The organism is Bacillus sp. FSL M7-1020, assembly GCF_038050415.1.
Taxonomy (GTDB): domain Bacteria; phylum Bacillota; class Bacilli; order Bacillales; family Bacillaceae_G; genus Bacillus_A; species Bacillus_A toyonensis.
This window is the reverse complement of record NZ_JBBOTW010000001.1, coordinates 4,428,692-4,441,752: the sequence shown is the minus strand read 5'-3', so window position 1 is coordinate 4,441,752 and position 13,061 is coordinate 4,428,692. Positions and strand designations below refer to the sequence as shown.

11 protein-coding genes are annotated in these 13,061 nt (G+C 39.0%); all 11 read left to right on the top strand.

Features of this window, described 5'->3' with window-relative positions; translation table 11 throughout:
- Positions 1 to 10 precede the first annotated feature (10 nt).
- The 11 genes from MHB70_RS22825 (at position 11) to MHB70_RS22775 (ending at position 13,061) form a co-directional block, all read left to right on the top strand.
- Positions 11 to 1,405 (top strand): isochorismate synthase, encoded by a 1,395-nt coding sequence (locus MHB70_RS22825; RefSeq protein ID WP_000616758.1) that lies wholly within the window; start codon positions 11 to 13, stop codon positions 1,403 to 1,405.
- Entirely contained in the window at positions 1,402 to 3,156 is a 1,755-nt protein-coding gene (gene menD / locus MHB70_RS22820; RefSeq protein ID WP_001059229.1) for a 2-succinyl-5-enolpyruvyl-6-hydroxy-3-cyclohexene-1-carboxylic-acid synthase, read from the top strand. The genes MHB70_RS22825 and menD overlap by 4 nt, the downstream gene beginning before the upstream one ends.
- Positions 3,153 to 3,965 (top strand): 2-succinyl-6-hydroxy-2,4-cyclohexadiene-1-carboxylate synthase, encoded by an 813-nt coding sequence (menH, locus tag MHB70_RS22815; RefSeq protein WP_061529471.1) that lies wholly within the window; start codon positions 3,153 to 3,155, stop codon positions 3,963 to 3,965. Before menD ends, menH begins: the two co-directional genes overlap by 4 nt.
- A gap of 69 nt (positions 3,966 to 4,034) precedes the next feature.
- Complete coding sequence (gene menB / locus MHB70_RS22810) at positions 4,035 to 4,853, top strand: 1,4-dihydroxy-2-naphthoyl-CoA synthase (RefSeq protein WP_000963888.1); 819 nt, start codon at positions 4,035 to 4,037, stop codon at positions 4,851 to 4,853.
- A gap of 123 nt (positions 4,854 to 4,976) precedes the next feature.
- The gene (locus tag MHB70_RS22805; RefSeq protein WP_000449538.1) at positions 4,977 to 6,422 is read left to right on the top strand and encodes an o-succinylbenzoate--CoA ligase; all 1,446 of its coding nucleotides are present in this window, start codon (positions 4,977 to 4,979) and stop codon (positions 6,420 to 6,422) included.
- Positions 6,423 to 7,529: an o-succinylbenzoate synthase gene (gene menC, locus MHB70_RS22800; protein ID WP_000403448.1), complete on the top strand. Its 1,107-nt coding sequence runs from the start codon at positions 6,423 to 6,425 to the stop codon at positions 7,527 to 7,529.
- A gap of 248 nt (positions 7,530 to 7,777) precedes the next feature.
- Positions 7,778 to 8,476, top strand: coding sequence for a response regulator transcription factor (locus tag MHB70_RS22795; protein ID WP_000822496.1), 699 nt, complete (start codon positions 7,778 to 7,780; stop codon positions 8,474 to 8,476).
- On the top strand, positions 8,469 to 9,575 hold the full coding sequence (locus tag MHB70_RS22790; RefSeq protein WP_000002591.1) for a sensor histidine kinase: 1,107 nt from the start codon (positions 8,469 to 8,471) through the stop codon (positions 9,573 to 9,575). Before MHB70_RS22795 ends, MHB70_RS22790 begins: the two co-directional genes overlap by 8 nt.
- Positions 9,576 to 9,657: 82 nt before the next feature.
- Entirely contained in the window at positions 9,658 to 10,518 is an 861-nt protein-coding gene (locus tag MHB70_RS22785; RefSeq protein ID WP_000759391.1) for a D-Ala-D-Ala carboxypeptidase VanY, read from the top strand.
- 361 nt (positions 10,519 to 10,879) lie between these two features.
- On the top strand, positions 10,880 to 11,980 hold the full coding sequence (locus MHB70_RS22780) for an amidohydrolase/deacetylase family metallohydrolase (RefSeq protein WP_000139938.1): 1,101 nt from the start codon (positions 10,880 to 10,882) through the stop codon (positions 11,978 to 11,980).
- Positions 11,958 to 13,061, top strand: a complete 1,104-nt coding sequence (locus tag MHB70_RS22775) for a DgaE family pyridoxal phosphate-dependent ammonia lyase (RefSeq protein WP_000510082.1) — start codon at positions 11,958 to 11,960, stop codon at positions 13,059 to 13,061. Before MHB70_RS22780 ends, MHB70_RS22775 begins: the two co-directional genes overlap by 23 nt.

The following is a 13,061-nucleotide window of genomic DNA, read 5'->3' as shown; positions in this document are numbered from 1 at the left end:
GGAGACAATTGTGATTCAAACGAAACAAAAAGGCTTGCAAGAAGTTCTTAGTGCGGCCATTAAGCGTGTAAAGAATGAAAAAACATTAGTTAGTTTTGTCAAACAAATAGACTGGGTGGATCCACTTCTGTTTTATGCAGCAGGAAAAAGGACTTCATTCGAAAATAGATGTTATTTTGCAGACCCAGCTCAGCATGTAATATTTGCAGGAATTGGCTCTGTTTTCACTATAGCAAATTCTTCTCATAAGCGCTTTCAAACTGCTCGTGATGAGTGGGAGAAAGTAAAAGAGAATGCATTTGTGCAAAGAGATGAATATGAATTTGGAACAGGTCCTCTTTTATTTGGTGGGTTTTCATTTGATCCAGAAAAAGAGAAAACAGACCTATGGAAAGAATTTAAAGATACAACATTTTCACTACCCGCATTTTTATTAACTGTAAAAAATGAAAAAGCGTGGTTAACGATGAATACATTTGTTTCAGAAACAGATTGTGCAGAAACTCTTTATAACGAAATGATTTCTTTAGAAGAGAAAATTTTTGGGGAGAGTAAATGTGCGCTAGAAGGATCGAAATTAATTGTTACTTCTAAAGTAGAAGTTGATCCGAAAGGCTGGATGAAAGCAATTGAGAAAGTGCAAGATGAGATGAAGCAGGGTAACGTGCAGAAGGTTGTATTAGCGAGGGAGTTAAAAGTAGAGGTGAATCATTCTATTGATTCTGCTCTTGTTTTAGAAGCGCTTCGCATTGGGCAACCGGATTGTTACGTATTTTCTTTTGATTATAAAGGAGCATGTTTCCTAGGAGCGACGCCAGAGAGATTAATTCGCAAAGAAGATGAGAAGTTTACGTCGATGTGTCTTGCTGGTTCAATCGGTCATGGTCATTCTATAGAAGAAAGTAAACAAAATGGTAATGCGCTTCTTCATGATGAAAAGAATTTAGCTGAACATGGTTATGTAGTGAACATGATTCGCGGTGTATTAAATGAGCATTGCAACGTCGTTAATATTCCGGAAAGTCCGGGTTTATTAACAACGAAAAACTTAATTCATTTATATACGCCTGTAGAAGCAAAAGGTGATGTGAGTCTTTTAACAATGGTAGAAGAATTACATCCAACACCAGCTCTTGGCGGGACACCTCGTTTGGAAGCGATGAAGCTCATTCGTGATGTGGAATTGTTAGACAGAGGATTGTACGGTGCACCGATTGGGTGGATAGATGATGAAGGAAATGGTGAATTTGCGGTTGCGCTTCGCTGCGGATTATTAAATGGCGAGAAAGCATCCTTATTTGCCGGTTGTGGGATTGTAATTGATTCTGTACCGCAACTTGAATATGAAGAAACAAGTTTGAAGTTTAGACCGATGCTTGGTGCTTTGGAGGAATTAATGAAATGAACAATCATATAGAAGCATTATCATATTATTTAGGCGCGTTCGTGGATGAACTGACGCGTCTAAATGTATGTGATGTTGTCATTAGTCCAGGCTCACGGTCAACGCCGATTGCTTTACTAATGGAACAACATGAAGGAATGAACACATATTTACACGTAGATGAAAGATCAGCAGGATTTTTTGCGCTTGGTATCGCAAAAGCAAAAAAACGTCCTGTTGCATTATTATGTACGTCAGGAACGGCAGCGGCGAACTATTACCCAGCTGTATGTGAAGCTTTTCATTCACGAGTGCCGCTTATCGTCTTAACGGCAGATAGACCGCATGAATTAAGAGATGTCGGTGCGCCACAAGCGATGAATCAAATTAATTTATACGGTACGTTTGTGAAGCAATTTACAGAGATGGCAATTCCAGAAGCGAGTGAAGCGATGTATCATTATGCTCGCATGACGACGCAGCGCATGATAGCAAGCGCACTTTTAACACCGCAAGGACCTGTTCATCTTAATTTTCCAGTGCGTGAACCGCTTATCCCGGACTTTTCATTAGAAAGTTTATGGGATAAAGGACGCGGGGAATATACAGGAGTAGTTCAGCAAGGGAACGCGGTGATGCCGAGTGAATATGTAGATTCTCTTGTAGGGCGCCTTTCACATATGGAAAAGGGGCTTATTATTTGTGGAGATGATAGTCATTCAGAAATCGCAGCGTTTGCAGCACAATTAGCTGAAAAAACAGGATATCCAATATTAGCGGATCCACTTTCTAACATTCGTAGCGGAAATCACGATAAAACGATGGTAATCGACTGTTACGATACATTTTTACGAAATGAGTTGTTAAAAGAAACGTGGAAGCCAGAAGTTATGATTCGCTTTGGTGGTATGCCTGTTTCGAAAGCATTAACGCAGTTTATTAAAAAACAGACGAAAGCCGTTCATATCGTTGTCGACGAATCCGGACAATGGAGAGATCCAGCTCTTGTTGCGACAGAAGTTGTGCAGGCAAATGATATTGCATTTTGTAGTGCATTAATAGAAAAAATGCCAGCTATGAAAAAGAATGATTGGTTCGGAATGTGGCAACATATAAACGAAATAACGAAGGAAACGCTTCGTGAAATGGAAACATATGAAACGGCATTTGAAGGAAAGGTTATTACGGATATTGTACGCGTATTACCAGATGGGGCAACGTTATTTGCGAGTAATAGTATGCCAATTCGTGATACAGATTCATTCTTCTTCACATCAAATAAAAACATTCAGGTGATGGCAAATCGCGGTGTAAATGGTATCGATGGAATCATTTCAACAGCTTTAGGCGCGAGCATTATTTGCGATCCGCTCGTATTAGTCATCGGTGATTTATCATTTTATCACGATTTAAATGGACTGTTAGCAGCGAAATTACATGAATTAAACATAACAATTGTCGTTGTAAATAATGACGGTGGCGGTATTTTCTCATTCTTACCACAGTATGAGAAAAAGGAACATTTTGAATCATTATTTGGAACACCGATTGGGCTTGATTATGAACACGTTGTTAAAATGTACGGTGGTTCATTTAGCCGTGTAAATGGTTGGGAGCAATTCCGAGAAGAGGTACAAAAGGGAACAAGGGCGGAAGGTTTACACGTTGTGGAAATTTGTACGAATCGTGATGAGAACTTAACATTGCACCGTACATTATGGGCAAAAACGATGGACGTAATTACTACATCTTTACAAGGTGAATCACGATGAAAGTAACGTTGCAAGGTGTATCGTATGAATATGAAGTAGTCGGAAGCGGTGAACCACTTCTACTTCTTCATGGTTTTACGGGAAGCATGGAAACGTGGCGTTCTTTCGTTCCTTCTTGGAGCGAGAAATTTCAAGTCATTTTAGTAGACATTGTTGGGCACGGAAAAACGGAAAGTCCTGAAGCTGTGACGCATTATGATATTAGAAATGCGGCATTACAAATGAAAGAGCTGCTAGATTACCTTCATATTGAAAAAGCGCACATACTCGGCTATTCAATGGGCGGTAGGCTGGCGATTACGATGGCATGCCTATATCCAGAATATGTACGTTCTCTTTTATTAGAAAATTGTACAGCTGGGCTTGAAAGTGAAGAGGCTAGAAAAGAACGTCGTGAAAAAGATGAGCGACTTGCTCATAAAATTGAGCGAGAAGGAATCGAAAGTTTTGTAGCGATGTGGGAAAATATTCCGCTGTTCGAAACGCAAAAACGTTTAGCAGAAAAGGTACAAGAAGCAGTGCGAAAAGAACGACTTGCTAACAATCCAAAAGGACTTGCAAATAGCTTGCGAGGCATGGGAACAGGGGCTCAGCCTTCATGGTGGAATGAGCTACAAAACTTAAAAATGCCTGTTCTTTTAGTGAACGGTGAGCATGATGAAAAGTTCTTTCGCATATTAAAAAATATCGAAAAATGCGTCTCTGACGCGAAATTTGTCAAAATTGATGGTGCTGGCCATGCAATTCATGTGGAACAACCGGAAAAGTTTGATACAATAGTAAAGGGATTTCTAAAAACTATGCAGTGATGCTTTTTTCACCTAAGAGGGAAGCTACACTTATAGAGGAGATCAGAAATATACAAGGAGGTAGTTGTAATGGCTATTGAATGGGTAAAAGAAGGCAATTACGAAGATATTATTTATTCAACATACAATGGTATCGCAAAGATTTCGATTAACCGCCCTGAAGTACATAACGCATTCCGTCCTAAAACGGTAATGGAGTTAATCAACGCTTTTGCACACGCTCGTGATGATGCAAATGTTGGCGTTATCATTTTAACAGGTGAAGGTGGACGTGCATTCTGTTCTGGCGGCGACCAAAAAGTTCGCGGTCATGGTGGATATGTAGGTGACGACCAAATCCCACGTCTAAACGTATTAGACTTACAACGTCTAATTCGCGCAATTCCTAAACCAGTTATCGCAATGGTAGCAGGTTATGCAATCGGTGGAGGACACGTACTTCATATCGTATGTGACTTAACAATCGCTGCAGACAACGCTGTATTCGGACAAACAGGTCCTAAAGTAGGAAGCTTTGACGGTGGATACGGAGCTGGTTACTTAGCTCGTATGGTAGGCCACAAGAAAGCTCGCGAAATTTGGTACTTATGTCGTCAATACAGCGCACAGGAAGCGCTTGATATGGGCTTAGTAAACACAGTAGTACCATTAGAAGAGCTTGAAGCAGAAACAGTACAATGGGCACAAGAAATTTTAGCAAACAGCCCAATGGCACTTCGTTTCTTAAAAGCTGCATTCAACGCAGATACAGACGGTCTAGCTGGTATTCAACAATTAGCTGGAGATGCAACGTTATTGTACTACACAACTGACGAAGCAAAAGAAGGTCGTGACGCGTTCAAAGAAAAACGCAGTCCGGACTTCGGTCAATTCCCTCGTTTCCCGTGATCAAACCAAAAGCGGAGCCGACTGTTCTAGCCGCTGTAGCTAGATGGAATCAACCGGAAACAAAACAACTAAGAGACTTGATGTCATATCAAGTCTCTTTCTTTCAGGAAAGGAGAATGTATGATGGAAACTATGCCAAATTGGTTAAAGCAACGTGCATTTTTAACACCAGATCGCACTGCAATTGAAATAGAGGATGAAAAGGTTACTTTTATGCAGCTGCATGAAAAAGTAGTATCTGTTTGTGAACGTCTCACGCATGTTGGAGTGAAGCGTGGACAAAAGGTGGCTGTTCTGATGAAAAATGGTATGGAGATGATTACAGTTATTCACGCCCTATCTTACGTAGGTGCAGTAGCTGTACTTTTAAATACGCGTCTTTCAAGAGAAGAGCTACTTTGGCAAATGGATGATGCTGAAGTTGTTTGTTTAGTGACGGATCAAGATTTTGAGACTACAGATGTTCCTGTATATTCATTTGCTGAAGTGATGAATGGATCGAAGGCAGAAGCATCTATACAGGAAGAATTCTCTTTAGAAGAAGCGATGACAATTATTTATACGTCTGGGACGACAGGGAAGCCGAAAGGCGTTATTTTAACGTACGGTAATCATTGGGCAAGCGCAGTCGGTTCTTCGCTTAATTTAGGGCTTCGTGATGATGATTGCTGGTTAGCTTGTATGCCGATGTTCCACGTTGGCGGGCTATCTCTGTTAATGAAAAATATTATGTACGGTATGCGCATTTTACTCGTTCCGAAATATGATGCTAATTTTATTCATGAAGCACTTCAAACGAGAGGCGTTACGATTATTTCTGTCGTTTCTAAAATGTTAACAGATCTTTTAGAGCGACTTGGAGAAGAGACATATCCCTCTTCTTTACGATGCATGTTACTAGGCGGAGGGCCAGCGCCGAAATCGTTATTAGAAACGTGTGTAGAAAAAGGAATTCCTGTGTATCAAACGTACGGTATGACAGAAACGTCTTCGCAAATTTGTACGTTATCAGCAGATTACATGTTAACGAAAGTAGGATCAGCTGGAAAACCACTATTCCAATGTCAGCTTCGTATTGAAAAAGACGGCGTAGTAGTGCCTCCACATGCTGAAGGAGAAATTGTTGTAAAAGGACCGAACGTAACAGGTGGCTATTTTAACCGTGAAGATGCGACGCGTGAAACAATTCAAAATGGCTGGCTTTATACTGGTGACCTCGGTTATTTAGATGAAGAAGGATTTTTATACGTATTAGACCGCCGCAGTGATTTAATTATTTCTGGGGGAGAAAATATATATCCAGCTCAAATTGAAGAAGTGTTACTATCTCATCCTGCAGTAGCAGAAGGCGGTGTTGTCGGTATGGCTGACGAAAGTTGGGGACAAGTGCCAGCTGCTTTTGTTGTAAAAAGCGGAGAGGTAACAGAAGAAGAAATTCTTCATTTTTGCGAGGAGAAATTAGCGAAATATAAAGTGCCGAAGAAAGTGTGTTTCTTAGAGGAATTACCACGAAACGCTTCGAAAAAATTGTTAAGACGAGAGTTAAGACAATTAGTGGAGGAGATGTAGGTGGAGATAAAAAAAGTGACACTTTATATAACGGAAATGCCACTCGTAATCCCGTTTGCTGCAAGCTACGGAACTTACGAAAGGCGTGAGAGTATCGTCGTTGAATTAGAAGATAAAGATGGATACGTTGGTTTTGGTGAAGTCGTTGCTTTTTCTGAACCGTGGTATACGGAAGAAACGCTGAAGACAGCACTGCATGTACTTCAGGATTTTTTAATACCGGATTTATTGGAAACTGAAATTTCTCATCCGAATGAAGTGCCGAGTTTGTTCCAGCATATAAAGAGAAACCGAATGGCAAAGGCCGGAATAGAAGGGGCTGTTTGGGATTTATATGCGACGCGTCAAAAGAAACCGCTAGCGACATTGCTTGGCGGAACGAAGTCTGAAATTGAGGTCGGCGTTGTAATCGGGATCAATACGATTCCGGTTATGCTAAAACAAATCGAGAAGTACGCGGAAGAAGGATACGAGCGTTTTAAAGTGAAAATAAAGCCAGAGCATGATTACGAATTATTGAAAGAAATTCGTAAAGAGTTTCCGAATATCCCGTTAATGGCTGATGCAAATTCAGCCTATACATTAGCGGATACGGAGAGGCTGAAACGACTAGATGAATTTCAATTGCTGATGATTGAACAACCGCTAGCGGATTACGATTTTCTTGATCATGCACAGCTGCAAAAGAAAATTGAAACGCCGATTTGTTTAGACGAAAGCATCCATAGTTTAGAAGACGCGCGCGTTGCGATTACGCTTGGTAGTTGCCGCATCGTTAACATTAAACCAGGGCGAGTGGGCGGATTAACAGAATCTATTCAAATCCATAATTATTGCATGGAGCATAACATACCCGTTTGGTGCGGTGGTATGGTAGAGATGGGGATATCACGAGCACAAAACGTTGCGCTTGCTTCATTGCCGAACTTTACGATTCCTGGTGATATATCCGCTTCTAGTCGACATTGGGAGCAGGATATTATTTCGCCGGAAGTGATGCTTAAGGGCGGGAAAGTGATTGTACCGCAAAGTGTTGAAGCTGAGTATGAAGTAGATCGTGGGAGACTGGATGAAATCACGAAGCAGCGGATTGTGTTTGAGCGGTAAATGGAAGTTTCGTTAGGCTGTCCGCAAATAGCGAGAGGGTTTTGTCGTTAATTGTCGGTAAGTCGATATATTTCAATAATCGCTGATATAATTCGAGTTACGGTCGATATAATTGGAAAATCGCCGATATAATTCAAGTTATGGTCGATATAATTTCATTTACTAAGGCTACTCAAACGGGTAGCCTTTTTTGTATTGTACAAATTGGATAGACTAGTTTAAAATCGAGCGTATAAAGGGGGAGTAAGATGAAGCGCATTTCAATTTTGATAGCTGATGATGAGGCAGAAATTGCTGATTTAATTGAGATACATTTAGAAAAAGAAGGGTACCACGTTGTGAAAGCAGCTGATGGGGAAGAGGCAATTCATATTATTGAAACGCAGTCAATTGACTTAGTCGTTTTAGATATTATGATGCCAAAAATGGATGGGTATGAAGTGACGAGACAGATTCGCGCCAAATATCATATGCCGATTATTTTCTTAAGCGCGAAAACATCTGACTTCGATAAGGTGACAGGTCTTGTACTAGGTGCGGATGATTATATGACAAAGCCTTTCACACCAATAGAACTAGTTGCACGTGTAAATGCACAACTGCGTAGGTTTTTTACGTTAAATCAACCGAAAGTAGCGGAGAGTAAGTCTGCTTTAGAGATTGGCGGAGTCATTATTGATCCTGAGCGCCGAACGGTAAATGTATATGGAGAGCAAATTGAGTTAACACCGAAAGAATTTGACATTTTATATTTATTAGCGAGTCATCCGAAGAAAGTGTACAATGTGGAAAATATTTTTCAGCAAGTATGGGCAGATGATTATTATGAAGGTGGAAATACAGTTATGGTACATATTCGTACGTTACGGAAAAAGCTTGGGGAAGATAAAAGAAAGGATAAGTTAATAAAAACAGTGTGGGGGGTAGGTTATACTTTCAATGGCTAACATGATGAAAAGCTTTCGTTTTAAAATGATTGCCTTATTTGCGTTAAGTATGGTGCTTGCAGCAACTGTAACTTATATAATTTATAAAGGATTGCAGCTGTATTATAAAAAGATGGTTCGCTACGAAGAGCCTTTAGCGCAATTTCGATCAATGGTAAGGGAATTTGGGGACATTAACTTCTTTTTAATTTTCTTTATTCCGTTATCTATTATCTTTTTCTTCTTTTTGACAAAACCGTATTTAAAATACTTTGATGAAATTTCTAATGGGATTCATCATCTTGCGAACGGTAACTTTACAAATAAAGTTCAAGTTTCATCAAATGATGAGTTTGGAAATATCGCGCGCGAAATAAATGTTGCGAGTGAAAAGTTAAAAGAAGCTGTGGAAAGAGGCGACTTTGCTGAAAGTAGTAAAGATCAGCTCGTTGTGAATTTAGCTCATGATTTAAGAACGCCATTAACATCCGTGTTAGGATATTTAGATTTAATTCTTAAAGATGAGAATTTGACGAAGGAACAAATTAAACATTTTTCCACGATTGCATATACGAAATCACAAAGGCTGGAAAGTTTAATTGATGAGCTATTTGAAATTACACGTATGAATTATGGCATGCTAAAGCTGGATAAAAAGCCTATTGATATAAGTGAGTTGCTTATACAGTTAGAAGAGGAATTATATCCGTTATTAGAGAAACATCATTTAGAAGCTAGATTGCATGTTGATGCTCATTTACCGATGCACGGTGATGGAAAATTGTTAGCTAGAGTATTTGAAAACTTGTTAACAAATGCTGTTCGATACGGATATGATGGACAATTTATTGATATGAATGGGTATGTCGATAATGGAGAAGTTGTCGTGCAAGTTATGAATTACGGAGATAGCATTCCAGAAGAAGATTTACCGTATCTATTTGATATGTTTTATACAGGTGATAAAGCGAGAACCGAGAACCGTGGCGGGACAGGCCTTGGACTATTTATTGCAAAAAATATTGTCGAGCAGCATAACGGTACGATTTCTGCTGAAAGTAATGTAGTTAGAACGCTATTTGAAGTGAGATTGCCAAAAGACGAGAACGTAACAATTTAATAAAAATTTAAACTTTACCCCACTTTTTATTTTAATAGTTTTTTCTATTCTATACGTAAGTTACGTTAAGGGGGAACTAGAAATGAAAAAGTGGGTATTTATTTCTTTTTTTATAGCATGCACAATCTGTGTAGGCGTTTATATATCACCGTTATTTCAAAAGGAAATTGATGTGAAAATCGGCGGGGAAAATAGTGCAGTAAAGACTGCAAGTATGGAAAAGGTAGAGGTTACAAAAGAACAAATTTATAAAGGGGATCTACTATTAGTTAATAAAGATTACCCAGTAAAGAAAGATAGTATTAGGTCTGATATTATAAATGTAAATCATAATAGTGAATTAGTAAGAGGTTATGTAATATTTGATAGAAACCTTCGCTTATCAAAGGGTGTTGTAAAAAAGTTTTTGAACGTTGTCGATGCGGCTGGAAAAGATGGAGTACAGCATTTCCTAATGAGTAGCGGGTACCGAGATTTTCAAGAACAAAGTAAATTATATAAAGAAATGGGATCAGATTATGCACTCCCAGCAGGATACAGTGAGCATAATTTAGGATTATCACTCGATGTTGGGTCTACTCAAAAGAAAATGGAGAGGGCTCCTGAAGGTAAGTGGGTGGAAGAGAACGTATGGAAGCATGGCTTTGTATTACGCTACCCGAAAAATAAAAGTAATATTACAGGCATTCAATATGAGCCATGGCATATACGTTACGTCGGTTTACCTCATAGCGCAATTATGCAAAAAAAGAATTTTACGCTAGAGGAATATTTAGAGTTCTTAAAAGAGGAAAAAGAAATTTCAACTGAGGTGGAAGGCAAGAAATATACGGTTTCTTATTATAAAGTTTCAGAGAATATGAACGTAAATGTCCCAGTAAATAAGCAGTATGAAATTTCGGGGAACAATATGGATGGGGTTATTGTGACGGTTCAGGAATAGATAAAGAGGTTGTTCCGTTTTGGAGCAGCCTTTTCGTATATAAGAAAGGGATTGGCGTTTTTTGTCGGTAAATCGATATTCCTTGTCGAATCGTTGATATATTTTGAGTTACGATAGATATAATTGAAAAATCGTTGATATATTGTAAGTTATGATAGATATATTCGAAAAATCGTTGATATAATTTCCTGTACTATCAGCATTTTGAGGAGCATCTTTTTATTTACTTTTAAACATTATAACGTTATATTTACTTCTCCCTTTTTTTGTGCTACTCTAAATGTGTGAAAGAGATAAAGAAAAATGAAATTTTAATGTAAGCGTATTCTTATGGCTTCTTATAGAAAAGGGTGGAAATACAATGACAGAACGATTCGTACTACGTAATGTGAAACGTGTGAACGGGGAAGAGATTGACATTGTAATTGAAAATAATAAAATCGCACAGGTGACGAAAGCTGGTGCTGGTGAGGGTGGAAAGGTTCTTGATTACTCAGGTACTTACGTATCAAGTGGCTGGATTGATTTGCACGTTCATGCTTTTCCAGAGTTTGATCCGTATGGCGATGAGGTGGACGAAATTGGCGTTAAGCAAGGGGTAACGACAATTGTTGATGCAGGTAGCTGCGGTGCTGATCGCATTGCAGATTTAGTAAAAAGTAGAGAGCAGGCAAAAACGAATTTATTTGCCTTTTTAAATATTTCTCGCATCGGTTTAAAACGAATTGATGAATTATCCAATATGGAATGGATAGATAAAGAGAAAGTAATAGAAGCAGTAGAAAAGTATAAAGATGTAATCGTTGGGTTAAAGGCGAGAATGAGTAAAAGTGTCGTTTGTGATAGTGGAATTGAACCACTTCATATAGCGCGTGATTTATCCCGTGAAACATCATTGCCAATTATGGTACATATCGGTTCAGCGCCTCCTCGCATTGAGGAAGTTGTACCTCTTTTAGAAAAAGATGATGTCATTACACATTATTTAAACGGGAAAGAAAATAATTTATTTGATGAAGAAGGCAAACTGCTACCTGTGTTACTAGATGCAGTGAATCGCGGCGTACATTTAGATGTTGGTCATGGTAATGCTAGTTTTTCTTTTAAAGTAGCAGAAGCGGCGAAGCGTTACGGTATTGCGCTTAATACAATTAGTACAGATATTTACCGGAAGAACCGTATACACGGTCCAGTGTATAGTATGGCTCACGTTCTTTCGAAATTCCTTTACTTAGGTTATCCGCTAGAAGAAGTGATTGATGCGGTTACGAAACATGCAGCAGAGTGGCTTAAGAAACCTGAGCTTGGCCGCATTCAAGAAGGCGATATTGCAAATTTAACTTTATTTACGGTGAAAGATGAGAAGGTTACGTTAATTGATTCAGAAGGGGATCAGCGCATTGCTGAAAGAAGGATTGATACGAAAGGGGTTGTAATCAATGGGTCATTCATTGAATGCTAAGTATGGATTAAAAAGAGTGATTAATGCGAGCGGTAGAATGAGTATTTTAGGTGTATCCGCTCCGGCAAATACAGTTATGGATGCAATGAAACATGGTGGACAAAATTATGTGGAAATTGCTGATTTAGTAGATAAAGCAGGAGACCATATTGCGAGAATTCTAGAGTCAGAGGCAGCAGTTGTTGTGAATTCAGCATCGAGTGGAATTGCGCTTTCTATCGCTGGTATCGTTACAGAAGGAAATCGCCGTAAAAGTGAAAGACTTCATCAAGAAGTAATCGCGAAAAACGAAGTGATTATGTTAAAGGGTCATAACGTTCAATACGGTGCCCCTGTTGAAACGATGATTTACTTAGGCGGCGGTAAACTTGTAGAAGTTGGCTATGCAAATGAAGGGAAAGCAGAGCATATTGAAGATGCGATTGGTGAAAATACAGCGGCGATTCTTTATGTGAAATCCCATCATGCAGTACAAAAAAATATGATTTCTGTTGAAGAAGCATGGGAAGTTGCGCAGCGAAATAACATCCCGCTTATCGTCGATGCGGCAGCTGAAGAAGACATTCAAAAATATGTGAAGTATTCAGACCTTGCCATTTATAGTGGTTCAAAGGCGATTGAAGGGCCTACTTCTGGTATTGTGGGCGGTAAAAGAAAGTATATTGAGTGGCTAAAAGTGCAATTACATTGCATCGGAAGAAGTATGAAGGTTGGGAAAGAAACAACATTTGGCTTACTTCAAGCGCTTGATGAGTACGGGGTAAAAGAAGATAAGAGCGAGCAAGAAAAAGAATTGTTACAAGTACTTATGCCGCTAAAAGAATTAAACGGCGTAAATGTAACGATCGTTCAAGATGAAGCCGGAAGAGCAATCTTTAGAGCTCGTATTCATATTAACGAGACACAATTAAATAAATCAGCAAAAGATGTTGTGACAGCATTACGCGAAGGGGAAATCGCAATTTATACACGTGATTACGGAGTAAGACAAGGATTCTTTGATATTGATCCACGTCCACTTCAAGGTGATGACATACATGTAATTGAAGAAAAATTGAGAGAAATTGTAGGGGGAAACTAA